A 21,752-nucleotide genomic window follows, 5' to 3' on the forward strand; every position below is an offset into this window, starting at 1 on the left:
GATGGAAAAGAATAGAAAGGTGCTTCTGTTTATTAGTTTTATGCTAATCATGATCGTCATGGGGGCAAGCGACAGCCTGCGAGGCCTCTTTGGTATGGTCTTTCAGGAACATTTTCATCTTACGAATACCCAGGTATCAATGATAATCACAGTCAGCTACCTGGGAAATCTGGTGTTTTTGTTCTTCGGAGGGTATTTCCTGGATACCTACCCGAAAAAGAAAGTGTTTCTGGCTGTACTGGGAATCTGGATGACCGGTGCACTTTTGTTCCTGCTTACCGAGAGTTATGTGTTTTTGCTGGCAGGTATGTTTTTGTGTATGGGAGCTTCCACACTTCTTAACACCACGATCAATATACTGGTACCGGTGGTATATGCAGCGTCTCCCGGGTTAATCGTTAATGTACTGTTTTTTGTCCAGGGAATAGGAACCAGCGGCAGTCAGAATGTAATTGGGAGATATTCCGCGGATTTTTCCAGCTGGAAGACGGTTAACCTGCTGCTTTTCCTTCTTGCAATTGGAGGGGCGGTATTATTCAGTATAAATGAGCTGCCTCAGATAAAGAAAGAAAAAGAAGTGAAGGTATCCTATGGGGCGATTATGAAAACCCGGGCCTTTCTGTTTCTTACCCTGCTCTTTGGTACATATTTTATAGCAGAACACGGTGTTTTGAACTGGCTGATGATGTATGGCACAAAAGAGCTGAGCTTTGACAATGGAAAAGCAGCCGGATATCTGTCTGTTTTCTTTGCAGGTATGACAATAGGACGTCTGGTATTTGCACCGGTGGTACAAAGAATAGGTGTATCAAAAAGTATCGGTATCTTCAGCACTGGGGGAATGATTTTGTATGTGGCAGGAATTGCATCTGGAAGCAGGGCTTTTATATTACTGAGTCTATCAGGCTTCAGCCTCTCCATTGTGTATCCCACTCTTATACTTATGATCAGGAACTTCTATGAAGAAGACCGAATTGCCAGGGCCACAGGAGCCATTATCAGCCTTGCAACAATCTGTGATATTACCTTTAATATTATTTTCGGAAAATTAATAGACAAAATCGGGCTTGGTACAGCCTTTATCATTCTTCCTGCAAGCCTGGTGATATTCTGGATATTATATTTGGTTTTTGTAAATAGCGTTAAAACGACTCATCAGGAGTTTAGACATACGATTTAAAGCATATGGACATAAAGACAGGCACAGGAGGATTAAACATGCGGATATATAGAGCAGCAGATTATGAGGATATGAGCAGAAAGGCAGCTAATATACTGTCAGCCCAGATTATTCTTAAACCCGATAGTGTTTTGGGGCTGGCAACCGGCTCTACACCAATAGGAATATACAGGCAGCTGATTGACTGGTATCATAAGGGGGATCTGGATTTTAAGGAAGTCAGGACGGTAAACCTTGACGAATACAAGGGAATATCCCCCGGTAATCAACAGAGTTATCATTATTTTATGAAGGAGAATTTCTTCCGTCATGTGAATATTGATCAAAGTAATACCTATCTGCCGGATGGTCTGGCTAAGGACAGTGAGAAAGAATGCGGCCGGTTCAACGAAGTAATAGAACAACTGGGCGGAATTGATATACAGCTCCTGGGACTGGGCCATAACGGTCATATCGGATTTAATGAGCCCGGAGACAGCTTTGAGAAAGGCACCCATTGTGTTACCTTGACCCAATCAACCATAGAAGCCAATTCCCGCTTGTTCAAAGAAGGGGAAGAAGTACCCAGGGAAGCTTATACCATGGGAATTCAGAGTATTATGATGGCAAGAAAAATTGTACTTGTCGTCAGCGGCAGAGAGAAAGCAGAGATATTAAAGTCCGCAATAAATGGACCGGTCACACCTTTGGTACCGGCCTCAATTCTGCAAATGCACAGTGATTTTATTATTGTGGCAGATAAAGAAGCCGCGGCATTGCTCTAGGACGGCCTTACCTCCCAGAAAGTGGAGGCAAGGCACGGTATTAACAGTTTTCAGGCATACCCTAATGTGATTGAAAGTTATATACAGAAGTTTCTTTCAGCTCAGGCTCTCTTTGAGATATTCCAGTAGTTTGCTATTGGCCTCTTCCGACATAAAGCAAAAGCGTATAAAGCGGTTGTTCAATAAAGGGAAGTTGCTGCAGTCACGAAGCAGCATTCCTTTTTTTATTGCGCCTTCGAATAATTCATAAGAGGTAGGACTGTCCTTTTGTACCTGAAGAAGGATAAAGTTGGCAGAGGGCTCGTAAAACTTTATATCCGGTATGTCCTTTAGTGCAGTTACCACCCGTTGCCGTTCTTTCTGGGTAAAGGCTCTGGTAGTATGAATATAATTTTCGTCTGCAAACATGATTTCACCTGCCAGGGAAGCAAGTGTGTTAATCGTCCAGGGATTTTTGCGGCGGTTTACCTTAGCAATGAGCTCCTTATCACCGACTACTGCATATCCCAGGCGAAGTCCCGGAGCGGCAAAAAACTTGGAGATTCCTCTGATAATAATCAGCCGGCTGTAATCAGATATCAGGGATACAGCCGTTATGGCGTTAACAGCAGGTGCGAATTCCACATAGGTCTCATCCACCATACAGTAGACATTATTTTCCTGGCAGCAGGAAAGGATATCAGCTAAGGTATCCTTATTGATAGCGGAGGAGGTGGGATTGTTTGGATTGCAGATTACCAGAAGCTGATACCCCTCAGCTAACTTTGCTTTTAGAGCGTTACAGTCTAAGCGGAAATCCTTCTTCTCTTTTAAAGGGAAATAGTCAATCTTACTTCCTGCCAGTGTAAGCTCCCGCTCGTATTCAGAGTAAGTAGGACTAAGGATCAGAGCCTTAGAGGGGGAAATAAACTGAATCATTAACGAAATCAGTTCTGTAGAACCGTTTCCAACCAGCACATCTTCTCTGTTTATGGGAGACCCTGTTCCTCTGTCTTTATTCAGATAAGCGGTTATACTCTGCCTTAAGGAGGTATATTCCCTGTCAGGATATTCGGTTATGGCATCAATGCGTTCTGATAAGGACTGGCGCAGCAGGGGGGATATTCCCAATGGATTAACATTTCCTGCAAAATTAACAAGCTCTTCCTTCTTAATCCCATAAAGGGTTTCTATTTTTTCTAAATCACTTCCGTGAAAATGTTCTTTCGATGTTATCATAACTATCCTTTCCCTTGCGAAATCCTGTCGATTAGTGTTATAATAATTATAATATAAAGGAAGAAAAATGCAATACAATACAAAAATAATCAAGGTCTGAGGTGAAATGGTTGAAGGAGAAAATTAAACAGCTGGCTGAAGGTATCTTTGAATATGAATCACCTTTTTTAGTATTGTCTGAGAAAGAGTTAATTATAACGGTAGACGCAGGCGGCTGCTATACAGGCTCTCTCACGGTTGAGAATTCACTGGGAACTATGGTCCAGGGACAGTGTTATTCTACCGGTACATTTTTAGCTTTGAAGAATAAGGAATTTGAAGGCATACGGAGCGAGATCACTTTTACCGTTCAGGGCAGGAATCTGGCTCCGGGAGATATGATACGGGGAGAACTCCATATTGTCAGCAACAGCGGAGAAGGAAAGATTCCTTATTACATATCCGCAGAACCACCGTATCTTAACTCCTCTCTGGGTAAAATCAAAGACTTCTTTCACTTTACCAATCTTGCCAAAACAGACTGGGCAGAAGCGGTGAAGCTGTTCAAATCTGAAGAATTCAGAGATTTCCTCAAATTTCGTGATAAAAAATACCTTACCCTCTATGATGGCTTACGAAAGAGCAGATCCTACAGTCAGGCCCTGGAAGAATTCCAGGTTACCGTTCGTAAGAAAACCCCTGTTAATATTATTGTTGATAAGAATATTATAGAATATGAGGTCAGCACAGAGAGCTTTATGGATAAAGTGACCCTGATGAAGGATAACTGGGGTTATGAAGAGATAAGAGTTACCTGGGACGGAGATTTTATTAATCCGGAGCATAAGATTATCTGGTCTGATTATTTTGTGGGGAATATCTACCCACTGGAGTTTGTAATCCTGCCGGAAAAGATGCGCAGGGGGAAGAACTACGGAAGGCTTATATTGACTTCAGTCCATGAGACAATTGTAGTAGAAATAGTTGCTGTTAAAAAGTCTGAAGAGAAAGAAAATATCCGTAAGAAACCACAAATCAGAGAGAAAGTCACTGCCTGTGTGAGAAATTACCTGGATTTTCGTAAAAATCTCCTGAGTCCGGAGGAATATACAGAGAAGACAGAGGTAGAATTACATGGCCTGAAAGTAGGTGACAGGCAGAATCTCATGTGGTATAAGCTTCTGGAGATACATCTTATCCAGGTAAAGGATAAGGATTCAGAAGAAAGGCAGGAGGAGTTAAAAGAAGCTTTAAATACCATTAAAGCTGAAATCCTGGAGGGGAAAGAGACCTCACTTGCAATAGTATGTGCCTTCTGGTATCTGACAGCATTGATTTATAAGAACAGTGAAGCCTCAGAGGCAGCCTTAAAGGAAATACAGGCGGCTTACCGTATGAATTCCTCAGACTATCGGATTCTGTGGTTTCTCTTATATACGGATAAGAAATATGAGAGTAATAAAAATCAAGCTCTGGATATGATCAAGAATCAATATTACAATGGTTGCCGCAGTCCCTATATGTATCTGGAAGCTTTCATGATCTTACGGGAGCATCCGGTATATTTAACGGAACTTGGGGACTTTGAAACCCAATTGATTCTATTTGGAGTGAAGGAAGAATACATAAGTGAGGAACTGGCAGGACAATTTGCCTACCTTGCCGGTAAGAAAAGAGATTTTACAAGAGGTGTATATCTATGCCTCTCTTTGTTGTACAATCATTTTTCTGAATTGGATAACAAAGCCGATACCTCTGTCCTTACTGGTATCCTTTCTGCAATCTGCAGTTTGCTGATTAAAGGACATAAACGTGGCAGGAAGTATTTTGTCTGGTATCAGCTGGGAGTACAGGAACAGCTTAGAATCACAGAATTGTATGAATATTATCTCTATTCCCTTGAGGAGGAACAATATACGCTGCTTCAGTCAAAGTTGCCTCAGAATAAGCTTCCACAGCAGGTACTTTTGTACTTTATCTATAACAGCAGCTTAAGTGATAAAAAGAAAGCTTTTCTTTATGCTTATGTAATAAAGAACAAAGAGGAATTAGGGCCTATATACAAAAGCTACTGCAAGAAGGTAGAGAACTTTGCAGGAAGAATGCTGAAAGAGCATGCCATTGACAGGAATTATGCAGTTATTTATGAGGAGCTTATCACCTTAAACGGATTAACGGAGGAGATTTCTAGAGAGCTTCCTTATGTAATGTTCAAGCAGGAGCTGTGCTGCAGTAATAATGCAGTAAAGGGCGTAATTACCATTCATGGTCAAACCGGTGAAGAAGTATATACACCCCTTGTATCAAATATAGCATATATAGACCTCTATATGGAAAATTATGAAATCCTGCTGGTAGACTCACAGGATAACAGATATTCCAATACCATAGAATACACCCTTTATCCTTTCTTTAACAAAGATAGTTATCTGAAGGACTGCCTGCTTTATAACAGCCGGAATACCATGGTGTTACTGTATTATGCAGATAAGATTGACACCTATCAGAAGTTTGACCAGGCATCTGTAGTAATCCGCAGGAAACTGTTAGACGTTCCCTCTCTTAATGAAAGTTACAGGGGAAAGCTTTTAATGGAGCTGGTTTCATATTATTATGACAACTTTCAGGGAGAGCTGTTAGAAGAATACCTGATGCAGATTGACCTGACGAAGTTAAATAAAAACGACCGGTTAAAAGTTACGGAGCTGCTTATTATCAGAAACTATAATGAGGAAGCGGAAAAAGCCCTTTATGAATTTGGTTTTGAAGGTATACAGATTAACAGGCTGCTAAAAGTAGCAATCAATCTTCTTGGCAAATATACGGATAAGAATGAATTCTTGTTGAAGCTCTGTTATTTTATCTATAAGGCAGGTAAATATAATGAGGAAATACTGCTGTATCTTGCAGAATACTATGAAGGAACCACCGGTGAGCTCTATAGTTTATGGGAAGCTGCCTTAAGCTTTGAGATTAATACCTGCGTACTTGAGGAACGGCTTCTGACACAGATGCTGGTAACCAGGGAGTATCTGCTGAACTCACCGGAGGTATTCCTGAAATATTATCAAAGAGGCAGTAACCGTAAATTAATACGTGCATTTTTGTCCTATCATGGCTATAAATATCTGATGAACGGCAGAATTCTTAAAGCAGAGTTATTTAACGTTATGAAGCGAGAACTGATTTATGAGGAAAACGATGTCTGCATGCTTGCACTGTTAAAGAAACTATCGGAAGAAGAGTTCTTTGATGAAAGTGAGAAGGAATTTGTAGATTATAACCTGCAAAGTTTTTTAAGACGGGGAATTATCCTTCCTTTCTTTAAAAATTTTAAAGGAGTCATACCGTTAAATCCCAAAATAACCGAAAAATACTTAGTAGAATATATCGCTGATCCTTCCAGTAAGGTTATCATACACTACCGGCTGGAAAACAAAGAAGAAGAATTCACTGCTGAGGAAATGAAGGATATGTTTCTTGGAATAAGGGTAAAGGACTTCACCGTATTTCAGGATGAGAATCTGCAATATTATATCTCAGAAGGCGACAGCCTACATACCAATATTACGGAGAGCGGCAGTATAAAGGCTGAGCAGGAGATGCAGCTTGAAGAAGATACACCTCTGGATCAGATTAACTTTATACTTACGGCTTTTGAAATGAACGATAACACCAGCGTTCTGGACAGTATGTGGAATTATGGAAAGAGCAGGCATCTGATTATGGATTTATTTAAACCGATTTAATAACGTTGCACGAAGGTATGTTCTAAATATTATTGTACCGCACTGACCGTTTAACCTTGTAGTATGCTGTTTTGGAATTTTGAGATATAGCACCTGTGTTACCATAATCGCACCTTGCTGCCTCATGAATTCTTCCATAAGCGAAATATCCAGCGTGTACTGCCTCGCGTAAATAACGGGTGCTCGTTCAGTGAAATTTATGCAAGGTAATATCAGACATAAGTATTATGAAACCTACTCCATCGTGTAGAAACAGAAAGGAGAGCTGTATGACTGACAGAAAAAAACTTCTGTTAGGGATTGATTTCGGAAATGATTATATACAGATATGCTTTTATAATCATAAGACCATGGAACCGGAATCCATAACCTTAAGCCAGGGGAAATATCTCTATCCGGCACTGGTGGGAAGTAAGACAGGTGGTAAGGAATGGGCTTATGGAGAAGAAGTTCTAAGCCTTGAGCAGGAGGGCTTGTGTCAGAAGGCAGATAATCTGCTTGTAAAGGCTATGGCTGGGGATGAGATTATGTTATATGATAAAGCTTACACTGCAGCCTTCCTTCTGGAGAAACTCTTTCGCAAATGCCTGACCCTTGTTACCTTGAAATTTCCCGGCGAAAGCATCGGTAAAATAACCATAACCGTGAAAAAACTAAATGAGAATCTAAAGGCAGTACTTACAGAAGCCTTTCATAATATGGGAATCAAAGAGGACAGGCTTATACTTCAGAGCAATTCCCTCAGCTATGAATACTATGCTCTCAGTCAGAAGAAGGAGCTGTGGCTTAATGATGTAGGCCTTTTTCATATGGATGAAGAGGAATTCTATTATAGTCAGATAAGCATAAACAGAAGATTAAGTCCCATACCGGTAGGAATAAGCAGAAGGGAACTGAGTGACATTTTAAGCCTTGAAGAAGTGGAGAAGGATGACAGGGAGCGGACGGAGTATTGTTTTCTTAATCTTGCCAAAGGGATTCTTCATAAACAGCTGATCTCTACTATTTATGTAACTGGTGCAGGCTTTGAAGGTGATTGGGTCGACAATGCCCTCAAGGAACTATGTACTGGCAGAAGAGTATTTAAAGGTCAGAATCTATATGCAAAAGGAGCCTGCTATACCTCCAGAGAAAAGGAGAATGAACAGGCCGGATTATTAAAGGAATATATCTTTCTGGATTCAGACCGTATAAATGCCCTTATAACAGCAGAGGGTTACAAGGCGGGTGAAGCGGCAGAAATTCCCCTTTGGGACGGTTACAAGGCCTGGTATGATAAGCCCTGTACCCAGGAATTCATATTAACAGAAAGCAATGTTTTAAATTTGCAGGTGAAGGATCTATTCACTCTAAAGAAGGAATATCACGAAATTATTCTGGAAGGCTTAGAGGTAAAAAATGATAAGACTACACGTATAGAAATATCTTTGACTTTTCAGGACGAGAAAACAGCGGCAGTAAGAGTAAGAGATACTGGCTTTGGGCAATTCAGAGCGTCTTCCGGCTTAAGATGGGAAAAACTTATAAAACTCTTTGAGGATGCAGATAATACGGAAAAAGAGAGTGCAGGGGTACTTATTTTATGCGATAAGGTCAAAGCAGAAGTTCCTTACCGATTTAAAATAACCGGCACGGCTGTTAATAATGCAGAGGAGCTTTATTACTATATCCATCATAATTTCCTGCTCCTCACGGATGAGCTTCTGGAGGAGGATTTTCTTCTTTGGGTAGAGCGGGAGCTTAAACAGGCTGAAAAAGCGCTGAAGCTCAGAGAGATTAAAACTACTCTGTCCGGCTACGAAGCACTCTTGGAAGCTGCGGTGGTCTTATTGCTGGACACAGGTTATTATACAAAGGCAGAAGCAGAAGATTTTCTGAATAAACAAAAGGAACGAAAGAATATATCACCTGCTGAAATGGCATTAAAAAAAGCAGATTCCTTTTTATCCCATAGGCAGTATTCGGATGCAGAATTGATTTATGAAATACTGATAAATAACCACAGTAATACGCTAACTGCAGAGGTTACAGGCAGAATTCGCCATAATCTCGGAATATGCAGGCTTCATCTGGAAGGATTATTAAGGGCCAAGTCAGAATTTAAGGAAGCTTACCGCTTAAATGGCAATGAAGAGTCCAAAAGACAGTATTACCTGTGCAAGCTGCTATCAGGGGAAACAATGGAAGAAGCAGACTTACCAGAGGATTCAGACGGCAATCATAAAACAGTCGATGAAACGTATATAGAAGCATTAAAGGAAGAAATACAACAAAGCCTGTTACGCTTTAAGGACAGCGAGAATTATATGAAATTGGCGGCTCTTAAGGAAGCAAAAGATACCGGAAGGCTTAACGATTTCAGGCGGGAAGTGAAGGATATAATAGCTTTATATAAACAGGAGTACCGCAAAGAAAATTCATAAACCGGTTACGGAAAGGAAATCAGGCACATGGCATTTAGAAGACGTAAGGCTTCAGAGGAAAACAAGAATAGCAGGACAGAAGAACCTGTAAGCCTGACAGTGAATAGGGCGGAGGATTCCAAATACGCGATAGAAGACAGCTGCCAGCAGATTGTAGAAAGTACTTTGCAGGCACAGGAAATGAAGACAGAGCTGCAGGCTGTAACCCATTATATCAGTGATATACAGAAAATCGAGGCCTTGGAGCGAGAAGACAGAGAGCTTATCAATGACCTTGCCAGAAAGATTCTGACACTGTCAAAAGACAGGGAAAGATATAAGAAAGGCACCCGTAAGATAAAGGATACCCAGTATCATAATCTGGCTAAATTTGAAGAAAGCATACCGCTGGACCTAAGAAAGATGAAAGCCTGGGAGGCTTACAGCTTTGATATCGAAAATGACCTTAAATATCTGGACAGTGAGAGGGCAGCTTTGCTGCATCAGAAAGAGGATGCAGAAGCAAATCAGAAAACTCTAGGCACCATTGGGATAACCACCAGTATACTCTCCGTTCTTTTATTCCTGTTATTTATCTGGGTAAACCTAAGAACCGGGGCCAATATGCAGCTGCCTTTTCTTCTAACTATAGCATTAGGAGCAACCGCAGCAGCCTATATATTTATACGGGCCAGAGAGAATAGAAAAGAGACAGCTGAGGCAGAAAAAAAATTAAACCGCGCCATCCAGCTGCTCAATAAAGTAAAAATCAAATATATCAATAATACCAACGCACTGGATTACTGTTACCAGAAGTATATGGTAGACAGTTATGCCCAGCTGACTTATCTCTGGGAGGAGTATAAGAAAGAAAAGGAAGATGAGAATAAGTATAAGGTCAGCAAAGAACAGACAGAATACTACAACAGGGAAATTATCACTCATCTAAAGGCTGCAAAAATCACAGATGCCAAGATCTGGATATACCAGTTGGAAGCCTTGCTGGATTCAATAGAAATGGAGAAGTTAACTACCGCACTCCTTGACAGAAGACAGAAATTAAAAGATCGAATTGAACAGAACAACCTGCTAAAGGACAAGTATCTCGAGGATATCGAGAAATTCACCAAAGAAAAAGAAGAAAACAAAGAATATGTATCAGAGCTTCTAAAAAAACACGGAATCAACCTATAAAAGAATCGCATACCAAAAACTACGAAGTTATCATTAGAATATACCAGATGAGAGTGGCTTACATTTAGGAATTTTCCATTGAAGGGTTCCTAATGACACTTAAATGGCAGCAGTTGTCCCTAGGTGAAAGGATACCATTGTCTGAGCGATTTTCAGCGAGTTTGGTATCCTTTCACCTGCCCAGGGAACAACTTCTGCCATTTTGGTGGAATTTGGAACCCTGAACAGGAAAATGCATAAATGTAAGCCACTCTCATCGTACACCCCCAAAAACATCCGTCATCCCAATAACCAAAACTTCTGTCCCCCCAATAACCAACATTTCGTACTTGACAGAAGAAGAAAGTTTTCATATGATATTCATAGTGATTATAGATAGAATAAAGGTAATGATGGAGAGGATTAGACAGGTAAGTGTATCAGAGAGGACGGTTCAAGGCTGAGAGGCTGTCTTACTTACTGCTTGTTGAAGGTAGCTCCTGAACTGTGTTTCTGAAAGCGAGTAGGAAATGCCGGGTAGTCCCGTTACAGATTAAGAGGCAGCAGATTACAGCTGTGAACAAAGGTGGTACCACGGTTCTTCGTCCTTTTAGACGGAGAGCCTTTTTTTGTTCTTAGAAAACAGGCAAAAGCTAAAAAATCAGTAAGAAATAACTGCCCCGGAAGCAGAAAAATGATGCCGCCAAGAGCGGAGGAATGAGAGGAAAGAATGAACAAGGAATTGGAAAAGAATTATAACCCCGTGGATATAGAAGACAGGCTGTATTCAAAGTGGATAAATAAGAAATATTTTAAGGCAGAGGTGGATAAACGCAAAAAACCTTTTACCATTGTTATGCCCCCGCCTAATATTACAGGACAGCTTCATATGGGACATGCCCTTGATAATACCATGCAGGATATTCTTACAAGATTTAAGAGAATGCAGGGTTATAATGCGCTTTGGCAGCCAGGTACAGACCATGCAAGTATTGCAACGGAAGTTAAGATTATCGAGCAGCTTAAGAAAGAAGGCGTTGATAAGAAGGATCTTGGAAGAGAAGGCTTTTTAAAGAGAGCCTGGGAGTGGAAAGAGGAATACGGCGGACGTATTATAAGCCAGCTTAAGAAAATCGGCTCCTCCTGTGACTGGGAAAGAGAGCGTTTCACCATGGATGAAGGCTGTTCCGAGGCCGTAGAGGAAGTATTTATCAGATTATATGAGAAAGGACTTATCTATAAAGGTTCCCGTATCATTAACTGGTGCCCTGTCTGCAAGACCAGTATCTCTGATGCAGAGGTAGAGCATGAAGAACAGAACGGACATTTCTGGCATCTTCTTTATCCTATTACAGGAACAAAGGAATTCTTAGAGGTAGCTACGACAAGGCCTGAAACCATGTTAGGTGATGTGGCTGTGGCTGTGCATCCCGAGGATGAGCGTTATAAGGACCTGATCGGCAAGACAGTTATTCTTCCTTTCCTGGACAAAGAGATACCGATTATTGCGGATACCTATGTAGATAAGGATTTTGGTACCGGTGTTGTTAAGATTACACCTGCTCATGATCCTAATGATTTTGAAGTAGGAAAAAGACATAACCTGGAACAGATCAATATTATGAATGATGATGCCACCATCAATGAAAAAGGCGGAAAATTTGCAGGAATGGACCGTTATGCGGCCAGAAAGCAGATGGTACAAGAGTTAGAGGAGATGGGACTCTTAAAGAAAGTAGAAGACCATGTTCACAATGTAGGTATCCATGACAGATGTAATACAACTGTAGAACCCTTAATCAAACAGCAGTGGTTCGTTAAAATGGAGGAACTTATCAAACCCGCAGTAGATGCAGTAAAAAACGGTGAAATAACCTTTGTACCGGAACGTTTTGATAAGATCTACTTTAACTGGACAGACAATATCAGAGACTGGTGTATCTCCAGACAGTTGTGGTGGGGACACAGAATACCTGCTTACTACTGTGACAAATGCGGCGATGTGGTAGTGTCAAGAGAAGTGCCGGGAACCTGCCCCAAATGCGGACATGATCACCTGGTGCAGGATGAGGATACTCTGGATACCTGGTTCAGCTCAGCGCTTTGGCCTTTCTCCACCCTTGGATGGCCTAAGAACACAGAAGATCTTGAATACTTCTATCCTACCGACGTACTGGTAACCGGTTATGATATTATTTTCTTCTGGGTAATACGAATGGTATTCTCCGGTTATGAATATACTGGAAAAGCGCCTTTCCATAAGGTACTGATTCACGGATTGGTTAGAGATTCTCAGGGAAGAAAGATGAGCAAGTCCCTTGGAAATGGTATCGATCCTCTTGAGATCATTGATAAGTATGGTGCAGATGCCCTTCGTCTGACGCTGATTACCGGTAATGCGCCCGGAAATGACATGCGTTTCTACTTAGAGAGAGTGGAGGCAAGCAGAAACTTTGCCAATAAGGTATGGAATGCTTCCCGTTTCATTATGATGAATCTTGAGAAAGCCGAAGCTGTAGAAGGAGACAAGGTTCTCTTAACAGATGCGGATAAATGGATTCTGTCCAAATGCAATACACTTGTAAAAGAAGTTACGGATAATATGGAAAGCTTCGAGCTTGGTATTGCCGTACAGAAAATATATGACTTTATCTGGGAGGAATTCTGCGATTGGTATATCGAAATGGTTAAACCCAGACTTTACAATGATGCCGATGAGACCAAAGCAGGTGTTATCTGGACCTTAAAACAGGTGCTGATAACTTCCTTAAAGCTTCTTCACCCTTATATGCCTTTTATTACAGAAGAAATCTACTGTACCTTATTAGAAGCAGAAGGAAAAGATGGAGAAGCAGAGTCCATTATGGTATCTGACTGGCCGGTATTTGATGAAAAATTCAATTACAGCAAAGAGGAAGAAGCAGTTGAATTAATGAAGGAAGCAGTAAAAGGTATCAGAGCTGTTCGTGCCGGTATGAATGTACCTCCTTCAAAGAAAGCTTCAGTTATTATTGTAACGGAAAATAGCAGAATAACGGAAATCTTTGAGAACAGCAGAGCGTTCTTTGCAACTCTTTCCTATGCTTCAGAAGTAACCATACAGAAGAATACCGATGGAATACCGACGGATGCAGTTACAGCGCTTATACCGGAGGCTGTAATCTATATGCCTTTTGCAGAACTGGTAGATATCGAGAAGGAAATAGAAAGACTGAACCAGGAAAAGGCTCGTTTAGCCGGTGAATTAAACCGTGTAAACGGAATGCTGGCTAACGAAAGATTCGTAAGCAAAGCACCGGAAGCCAAGATTCAGGAAGAGAAGGAAAAGCTGGCAAAATACACCCAGCTTATGGAACAGGTGGAAGAACGTCTTAAGACTCTTACGAAATAGTTAAGATAAGAGGTAAAAATTCTTAGGGTATGAGATTACACTTGATTTTTACCCATTTAATGGTTAAGATAGAAAAAAGAGCGGGTATAAAAAGCATTTTTAACATGGCATTTTATATCCGGAAGAAGTAAAAATTTTAATTCAACTATATATACATATTGCATGCAGAATTGTGATATGTATATATAGTGGGTTGCAGAAATAAAACGAGTGCACCGGAGCGCACAGATAGGAGCCAGCATGATTAATTTTGATGAAGAAATCGCTAAATTTCAGCCAAGCCTTGAAGTAGACCAGGTGGAAGAAGTAATAAAAAGTAATGATCTGTCTGATATTACAGATATTATTAAGACCATGCTGAAGGAAATTAAAGACAAGAATTAGCAGTTGTGTTTATAAACTACTTGCACCGTTCTGACCATCACTTGTGGCAGTTTGTGCAAATAGTTCTCAAACACACCCTGGGTGTTTTTAGCTGAGCGAAGAGCGATGGAAAATAAGAATGGAAAGGAAGCCACAAGAGATTCCTTTGCTCGTATGACAAGTGGCAGGAAGATAACATGATATGTCCGGTATGCAATAAAAGCGTTCAGGGTAAGAATAACCGCTGTGAACGCTGCGGGGAAGACTTAACAGTGTATACAAAAATAAATTTAATGTCCAACCGCTACTATAATGAAGGACTCCAGAAGGCAAAAGTAAGGGATTTGTCCGGTGCTGTCATTATATTGAAAAAGAGCTTGGAGCTGAACAAGAGAAATACGGATGCCAGAAATCTTCTGGGCCTTATTTATTATGAGATGGGAGAACCTGTCGCTGCTCTGAGTCAATGGGTAATCAGTAAGCATTTGCAGCAGGAAAATAATGACGCGGACAGATATATGGAGTTAGTGCAGGCTAATCCTACCAGACTTGAGAATCTGAACCAGACTACCAAAAAATATAATGCTGCCTTGCAGTCAGCCAAACAGGGAAATGAGGACCTGGCAATCATTCAGCTGAAGAAGGTTGTTAATCTGAATCCGCATTTTGTGAAAGCGCTTCAGTTGCTTGCTTTGCTATACATTAAGAGCGGTGAGCTTGACAAGGCCCTTAAGAATCTGACCAAAGCAAGTAAGATAGATGTATCTAATACTACTACCCTTAAGTATATGAGGGAATTAAATGAGCTTAATCAGGCTGCCGGTGAAGATGCCAGGACAGAGAAGAAGGAAGAAAGAAAAGTTGTAACGGAACCGGTAGTCTTTGGCCATACTCCCTATAAAGAAGAAAGACCCAATATATGGCCTTTTGTAAATCTGATAATCGGTATAGCCATCGGCATTATGGGTGCAGCATTTCTATTGGTGCCAACCGTTGTCAACAATTACGAGAGCAAGTCAAATGCGCTGAAAACGGAACACAGTGCACAGATTAATGAATTGGATCAAAAGTATGATACTGCAGTAAAGGCAAAGGATGAACTGGATACCCAAATTGCTGCCCTGAATAAACAGATTGAGGAATTAAATGGTAATCAGGTAGATGATACGATCTATGACCAGCTCTTTAAGACAGCAGCTTTATATGTAAATGAGCTTCAAAAAGGAAGTTCCCAGATTAATTATGTTAATGTGGCGGAGCAGCTGGCAAAGGTAAAAACTGATAAATTAGAGAAACCTCAGGCCTTGGAGCTCTATAACCAGATAAAAGATGCAGTAGGTGAAAAAGCAGCTGCGGCACTGTATAATGAAGGTTATGGACTGTATTCTAATAGAAAGTACGATGAAGCTTTGGAAGTATTGCTTCAAACATATGAACTGGATAACACCAATGCAGATGCACTTTATTTTATCGCCAGGTCTTACCACCAAAAAAGCGATTATGAGAATGCAAAAAAATATTATAACCTGATAATCGAGAAAATTCCCGAAACAAACCGCCGTTATAGCCAGGCACAGGAAAAATTGCAGACATTGCCTTAAGATAAGCAAAATCAAATATAAAACCAACCAGGAGAGACAATTCCAAAAATTATTTGGAATTGTCTTTTCTTATAGACGGATGAGAAAATATATGTTAAAATATGTAAATGTAAACTTCTGGGTTTTGTAACCTTCATTTATGCTCTATTCTATATCTTAATAATGAAGGTTATGGAGTTTCTGAGAGATAAAGGAGATGCACTTGCACTAGTCTCCTGATTTGAGAGTGTGCCAAAGCACAAAGATGGAAGTTAATATATCAGTTGAATCATCAACTATTTAATTTGAACTTTATCGCTACGGTTATAAACGATAAAAGCCTGTTTATATAACGCTTTTAAGCGGATAAAAACGAAATTCAGATTGCAAGATATTTCAAATGGTATATTAAAACGATCCTAACGGATTACGCCTGACTCGGTTAAGAGGCAGGTAAAATTAAATGTCCGGAAAAGAGGTATGCATGGATAAGAAAGAACCGTTAAAGAGAAAATCAGAAATAAACAAAAAGGAGGCGGCGGAATACCATGTGAAAGAGAAGTGCCTGATAATACAGGTGAAGCAGGATCTGGATCATCATAATACCCTGTCAATCCGGGAACAGTCGGACAAGCTGCTTGACAAGGGACAGATTAAGAATATTGTATTTGATTTCAGCGGAACAGATTTTATGGATAGTTCCGGAATCGGTGTAATAATGGGACGGTACAAAAAAATAGCACTTTCAGGGGGAAAGATTTTTGTAACCGGCATAAACAATAATTTAGACAGAATTTTCAGAATGTCCGGACTTTACCGGATCGTTCCGAAATTTGATTCCATAGAAGAGGCGTTAGCTAAGGGAAGATAGGTGTTTAAACAGGAGGATATGTATGGATACCAACGAAATGTTATTAGAGTTTGACAGCAAATCTGAAAATGAAAGCTTTGCAAGATCAGTCGTGGCAAGTTTTGTTGCCCAGCTTGATCCTACACTGGAGGAAATATCCGATATCAAAACTGCTGTTTCAGAAGCTGTAACCAATGCCATAATACATGGCTATGACAAGCTCAAAGGTAAAGTGATTGTTTTTTGCAGGATATTTGGACATGAAGTATATGTAGAGGTACGGGATCAAGGTCAAGGGATAGGGGATGTAACAAAGGCAATGGAGCCTCTGTTTACCACCAAGCCGGAGGAAGAGAGATCCGGTATGGGATTTTCTTTTATGGAAGCCTTTATGGATGATTTGGAAGTAGAATCGGAAATAGGCAAAGGAACTATTATTAAAATGAAAAAGAAAATCCACTAGGGCTTACATCCTGAGGAAACCTCATGAGCAGGAAGGAAGTGAAACAGTGGATACAATCGAATTAATCCGTTTATCACAACAGGGCGATAAGGAGGCAAGGGACAGGGTAATAACGGAGAATGTAGGATTGGTATGGAGTATTGTAAGAAGGTTTATGTCAAGAGGTCATGAGACGGAGGATTTATTTCAGATAGGGAGTATCGGACTGATAAAGGCAATTGATAAATTTGATATGAGCTATGATGTAAAGTTCTCCACCTATGCAGTTCCTATGATAATGGGTGAAATAAAGAGATTCTTAAGAGATGACGGAGCAATTAAGGTGAGCCGTTCCATGAAGGAAACAGCAGGCAAGATTCGTGTTATCAGAGAACGGCTTGGAAGCCTGTATGGAAGAGAACCAACCCTGGAAGAGATAAGTAAAGAATTGAACTTGGCAAAAGAAGAAGTACTAATGGCATTAGAATCGGGTGCAGAAGTAGAATCGCTCTATAAAACAATTTATCAGGGAGACGGAAATGCCATCTATCTGATTGATAAATTGGAACAAACCAATGATGAAAGTGAAAATATGATTGACAAGCTTGCATTACGAGAGACCATAGCATCACTTGATGAGAAGGATCAGGAATTAATCAGGCTTCGATACTTTATGAATAGAACACAGACAGATATCGCAAAAGAAATGGGAATTTCCCAGGTTCAGGTATCGCGGTTGGAAAAGAAAATACTCTTGAAAATGCGTGAGAGAATGTCCTGACATTGGCTGATATTACCAGTATATAATAAAGCAGTTAACAGATAATAACAATTATATAGGTGTTTATGATAGTAGGAATCATAAATACAAGAAAGAACAGCATCAGTAAAAAAACTGCTGCTGTTTTTTATTTACAATTTTTTTTTTAGCTGGCTTTTAGAATAAATTGAATTAAGTTAACTAACATTTTATCTTTGTTAAATCATTGTCTTTGATTAGAGAGATTGTCTTTGATTAGAGAAATAGTCTTTGATTAGAGAAATGGTCTTTGATTAGAGAAATAGTCTTTGATTAGAGAAATGGTCTTTGATTAAAGCAATATCTTTGATTAAAACAATGAACTTTAATTATAATATTTAGGCAGAGTTAACTTAATTTCAACTTTTAGAATAAAATCATTAGAAAGGTTAGGTAACTAAAAATGATATTCAGACAGAAGAGAATCTGGATAATTACAGCCGCCACTTTACTGCTGATTGCTGCAGGGATTGTAATTGTAATTTTTGCGCAGAATACGGAAAAGGAGATTCATAAGGGAACTCTTGTATTTGAAAGCAGTTATTGCAGTACATCCGGAATAGAAGGAAAGATGCCTGATGAAGAATACACGGTTATATATTAAAATTGACAAGAATAACCTGGTGCATCATAAGATAGTACGTTTAAAAGATGTCGCAAAACTCTTTTCCCCCAACCGGGATATAACAGAAAATCTGTACCAACAGGTGATCTTTATTATAAAAGATGATAAAAAGGCCAATTACGTTTTCTCTGTGCTTAAGCTAATAGAATTGATCCATAAGGAATATCCGGATTTAGAAATAATAAATCTTGGTGAGCGGGATTTTATTATTCTATTTGAGCCGGAACAGAAGGAGAAGAAGCTATGGGAGTATTTTAAAGTGGGCTTTGTATCATGTATCGTCTTTTTTGGTGCTGCTTTTACCATAATGACATTTAATGAGGATGCCAATGTATCGGTTATCTTTGAGATCGTCTATAAGTCTGTAATGGGAACGAAGCAGGTTAAAGGATCTTTACTGGAAATTTCCTATGCGGTGGGGTTACCTCTTGGTATCATAATCTTTTTTAATCATTTTAGTAAAATGAAAGCCGGGAAGGATCCCACACCTATGCAGGTGCAATTAAGGCTGTATGAAGCAGACCTGGATGAGACATTGATTGAAAATAAGTCAAGAGAGGGGAAATCCATCGATGTTCCTTAAATACTTATTATTGGTTTTTATAGGACTTACGGGCGGAATACTGATAGCAGCAGGTATGGTGGCTTTTATAACCATTGTCGGGGTTCTGACTCGTCTTGCCATAAGAACAGATACAGCCAAACGAATTCTGTTGTATGAAGATATTGTTGTAGTTGGTTCAACCCTGGGAAACATACTGGATATCTTTAAACCACCATTACCTGTCGGGTATGTGGGGCAGATACTATTCGGCTTATTTTCAGGGTGTTTTGTCGGATGTCTTGCCGTTGCCCTTGAAGAAGTAATTCAGATATTTCCTATCATGACCCACAGACTTAAGCTTAAAATCGGAATACCCATAATCGTATTGTGCTTAGCTTTAGGAAAAGGCGCAGGAGCTTTTTTTCAGCTATTTATACACTACAAAAAATAAAGAATAAATTCCAGGACAACTATGTAAAATAGTAAGGCATTTATTTATGTGAATAAGGAGGTTATAACATGCAGGATAATAAAAATAAAGTTACTGCCGCAGATGTTGTGAAGGAACAGGATAAGGATAAGAAAGCAGAGAAATATAATAAATATGTGAAAGACAAAACACCTGTCCATAATAAATTTATTAATATATTAAATGCCTTCTGGGTTGGCGGACTTATCTGTGTTCTGGGACAGGGCTTAAACAATTACTACACCTCTCTTGGATGCAATGAAGACCAGGCATCAGGGTACACGGCCCTTTCTTTGATACTGTTGTCTGTTCTTTTGACAGGGCTTAATATTTATCCCAAAATTGCTAAATTTGGTGGTGCCGGAACCGTTGTTCCTATTACGGGTTTTGCCAATTCTGTTGCCGCACCGGCAGTGGAGTTCAAAAAAGAAGGACAAGTCTTTGGTATTGGATGTAAGATATTTACCATTGCAGGTCCTGTAATCTTATATGGTGTATTTAGTTCCTGGGTGCTGGGGGTTATATATTTTGTGTTAATGAAGCTTGGGGTTATCTGATTTAAGAACGGTTTGAAAGAACTTAAGAGGGTACAGGTGTGCTTATACACAGGTGTGCCTATATTAAGCTTCCTTCATCATATTTTGTGCCGCTGTGGGCGGCGGAATGAGAGGTAAGAATGGAGAAGAGCAGTAAAATGTGCGGTAAGCAAAGTCTGTTGTTTGCAAATCCACCCTACGTAACAGCAGGTTCTTCCATTGCCGGTAAGAAAGAGGGAGAAGGTCCTTTAGGCAGTTATTTTGACCAGGTTGAGGAAGATCCTATGTTCGGAGGTACCACCTGGGAGGATGCGGAAAGCAGAATGATGAGAAGAGCTGCTGATCTTGCAATAAAAAAGGCAGGTATTACTAAAGAAGATATTAGATATATGGTAGGCGGCGATCTCCTGGGTCAGTTAATTGCGACCTCTTTTGGTATTATGGAACTGGAGATACCTTTATTTGGTGTTTATGGTGCCTGCTCTACCATGGGTGAATCCATGGCTATTGGCTCTGTGCTGGTTGAGGGGGGGTTCGCTGATAAGATAATGGCTATTACCTCCAGTCATTTTGGCGGTGCGGAGAAACAGTTTCGTTTTCCCTTAGCCTATGGTAGTCAGAGACCTTTGGCTACCAGTTGGACGGTTACGGGAAGTGGAGCAGTTATCCTTGATAAAGAGGATAACCGAAGCAAAAACCTGCTTGATAAAGAAGCTCCGGTTTGTATTAAAGGAGTAACCATTGGACGTATTGTGGATTACGGTGTAAAAGATTCCATGAACATGGGTGCCTGTATGGCGCCTTCAGCCTATAAGACCATTGCCGCTAATCTGAATGACCTTGGTGTTAAAGCAGAGTATTATGATAAGATCATTACCGGTGACCTGGGCTATATCGGCAAGGACATATTAATCGATCTGTTAAAACAGGAAGGAATCGATATTTCAAAGAACCACATGGACTGCGGAATTGAGATGTTTGATAAAGAAACCCAGGACACCCATTCCGGCGGCAGTGGCTGCGGTTGCAGCGCTATCACCTTAAACAGTTATATCATACCAAAACTGCGCAGAAGAGAGTGGAAAAGAGTATTATTTGTTCCTACAGGTGCCCTGCTGTCAACTGTAAGCTTTAATGAAGGAAATCCGGTTCCCGGTATTGCCCATGCTGTAATAATAGAAGGAATGTAAATACAACGGATTATAAGAAGAAGCCTGAAGCAAATAGCACAGGCTCTGGAAAGGAACTCAATGGATTATATAAAAGCATTTATAATAGGCGGTGCTATCTGTGTGGTTGTACAGATAGTAATGGATAATACAAAGCTGATGCCGGGCCGTATAATGGTTATGCTGGTATGCCTCGGAGCTTTTCTTGGTTCAGTCGGTTTATATGAACCCTTTGCTAAATGGGCAGGAGCTGGTGCCACTGTTCCCTTAAGCGGATTCGGAAACTCGCTTTTTAAGGGAATTAAAGAAGCAATTGATAAAGACGGCTTGCTGGGGTTATTTAAAGGAGGACTGACAGCTGCCTCTGCTGGTATTTCAGGAGCCCTGATATTTAGTTATATTGCTTCCTGGATCTTTAACCCTAAAATGAAAGACTAATATTTGAAAAAGTGCGTAAGGATAAAGAGAATAAAAATGCGGGTCCTGTTAGTTCATATAACAAGACCCGCATTATTTTTT

General features: G+C 40.1%; 18 protein-coding genes and 1 other annotated feature. Of the genes, 17 read left to right on the forward strand and 1 reads right to left on the reverse strand.

Features of this window, described 5'->3' with window-relative positions; genetic code table 11:
* Nucleotide 1 precedes the first annotated feature (1 nt).
* The gene (locus tag BR73_RS0106395; protein ID WP_033164858.1) at nucleotides 2–1,180 is read left to right on the forward strand and encodes an MFS transporter; all 1,179 of its coding nucleotides are present in this window, start codon (nucleotides 2–4) and stop codon (nucleotides 1,178–1,180) included.
* A 38-nt stretch (nucleotides 1,181–1,218) separates the two neighbouring features.
* Entirely contained in the window at nucleotides 1,219–1,944 is a 726-nt protein-coding gene (gene nagB / locus BR73_RS0106400) for a glucosamine-6-phosphate deaminase (RefSeq protein ID WP_033164859.1), read from the forward strand.
* Between the two features lie 96 nt (nucleotides 1,945–2,040).
* On the opposite strand, the gene BR73_RS0106405 is transcribed toward nagB, so the two are convergent.
* A complete protein-coding gene (locus tag BR73_RS0106405) occupies nucleotides 2,041–3,162 on the reverse strand; it encodes a threonine-phosphate decarboxylase (protein WP_033164860.1) in 1,122 nt (373 codons plus the stop codon).
* 110 nt (nucleotides 3,163–3,272) lie between these two features.
* On the opposite strand from BR73_RS0106405, the gene BR73_RS0106410 reads away from it, so the two are divergent.
* From BR73_RS0106410 to spoVAE, 15 genes are all read left to right on the forward strand, one after another.
* Nucleotides 3,273–6,890 carry a DUF5717 family protein gene (locus BR73_RS0106410; protein WP_033164861.1) on the forward strand — a complete coding sequence of 1,206 codons (3,618 nt, stop codon included), beginning with the start codon at nucleotides 3,273–3,275 and terminating at the stop codon, nucleotides 6,888–6,890.
* Nucleotides 6,891–7,159: 269 nt separating this feature from the next.
* Nucleotides 7,160–9,313, forward strand: coding sequence for a DUF5716 family protein (locus BR73_RS0106415; protein WP_033164862.1), 2,154 nt, complete (start codon nucleotides 7,160–7,162; stop codon nucleotides 9,311–9,313).
* A 27-nt stretch (nucleotides 9,314–9,340) separates the two neighbouring features.
* On the forward strand, nucleotides 9,341–10,486 hold the full coding sequence (locus tag BR73_RS0106420; RefSeq protein ID WP_033164863.1) for a hypothetical protein: 1,146 nt from the start codon (nucleotides 9,341–9,343) through the stop codon (nucleotides 10,484–10,486).
* A gap of 380 nt (nucleotides 10,487–10,866) precedes the next feature.
* Nucleotides 10,867–11,078 (forward strand) — a binding site (T-box leader).
* Nucleotides 11,079–11,195: 117 nt separating this feature from the next.
* Entirely contained in the window at nucleotides 11,196–13,856 is a 2,661-nt protein-coding gene (locus tag BR73_RS0106425) for a valine--tRNA ligase (RefSeq protein WP_033164864.1), read from the forward strand.
* A gap of 240 nt (nucleotides 13,857–14,096) precedes the next feature.
* Nucleotides 14,097–14,240 (forward strand): hypothetical protein, encoded by a 144-nt coding sequence (locus BR73_RS29065; RefSeq protein WP_197032622.1) that lies wholly within the window; start codon nucleotides 14,097–14,099, stop codon nucleotides 14,238–14,240.
* 176 nt (nucleotides 14,241–14,416) lie between these two features.
* Nucleotides 14,417–15,820, forward strand: a complete 1,404-nt coding sequence (locus BR73_RS0106430) for a tetratricopeptide repeat protein (protein ID WP_033164865.1) — start codon at nucleotides 14,417–14,419, stop codon at nucleotides 15,818–15,820.
* Between the two features lie 463 nt (nucleotides 15,821–16,283).
* The gene (locus BR73_RS0106435; protein WP_051685368.1) at nucleotides 16,284–16,670 is read left to right on the forward strand and encodes an anti-sigma factor antagonist; all 387 of its coding nucleotides are present in this window, start codon (nucleotides 16,284–16,286) and stop codon (nucleotides 16,668–16,670) included.
* 22 nt (nucleotides 16,671–16,692) lie between these two features.
* Nucleotides 16,693–17,112: an anti-sigma F factor gene (gene spoIIAB / locus BR73_RS0106440; protein ID WP_033164866.1), complete on the forward strand. Its 420-nt coding sequence runs from the start codon at nucleotides 16,693–16,695 to the stop codon at nucleotides 17,110–17,112.
* 10 nt (nucleotides 17,113–17,122) lie between these two features.
* Nucleotides 17,123–17,872 carry an RNA polymerase sporulation sigma factor SigF gene (gene sigF, locus BR73_RS0106445; protein WP_081848552.1) on the forward strand — a complete coding sequence of 250 codons (750 nt, stop codon included), beginning with the start codon at nucleotides 17,123–17,125 and terminating at the stop codon, nucleotides 17,870–17,872.
* A 421-nt stretch (nucleotides 17,873–18,293) separates the two neighbouring features.
* Entirely contained in the window at nucleotides 18,294–18,494 is a 201-nt protein-coding gene (locus tag BR73_RS0106450) for a hypothetical protein (RefSeq protein WP_033164868.1), read from the forward strand.
* A complete protein-coding gene (locus BR73_RS0106455) occupies nucleotides 18,469–19,098 on the forward strand; it encodes a stage V sporulation protein AA (protein WP_033164869.1) in 630 nt (209 codons plus the stop codon). The genes BR73_RS0106450 and BR73_RS0106455 overlap by 26 nt, the downstream gene beginning before the upstream one ends.
* Entirely contained in the window at nucleotides 19,088–19,510 is a 423-nt protein-coding gene (locus BR73_RS0106460) for a stage V sporulation protein AB (protein ID WP_033164870.1), read from the forward strand. The genes BR73_RS0106455 and BR73_RS0106460 overlap by 11 nt, the downstream gene beginning before the upstream one ends.
* A gap of 68 nt (nucleotides 19,511–19,578) precedes the next feature.
* Nucleotides 19,579–20,085 (forward strand): stage V sporulation protein AC, encoded by a 507-nt coding sequence (spoVAC, locus tag BR73_RS0106465; RefSeq protein WP_242860633.1) that lies wholly within the window; start codon nucleotides 19,579–19,581, stop codon nucleotides 20,083–20,085.
* A gap of 119 nt (nucleotides 20,086–20,204) precedes the next feature.
* Entirely contained in the window at nucleotides 20,205–21,254 is a 1,050-nt protein-coding gene (locus BR73_RS0106470) for a stage V sporulation protein AD (RefSeq protein WP_033164871.1), read from the forward strand.
* A gap of 60 nt (nucleotides 21,255–21,314) precedes the next feature.
* Nucleotides 21,315–21,671 (forward strand): stage V sporulation protein AE, encoded by a 357-nt coding sequence (spoVAE, locus tag BR73_RS0106475; protein ID WP_033164872.1) that lies wholly within the window; start codon nucleotides 21,315–21,317, stop codon nucleotides 21,669–21,671.
* Nucleotides 21,672–21,752: the final 81 nt, after the last annotated feature.

This window comes from Clostridium sp. KNHs205 (assembly GCF_000702945.1).
Lineage (GTDB): Bacteria > Bacillota > Clostridia > Lachnospirales > Lachnospiraceae > Anaerocolumna.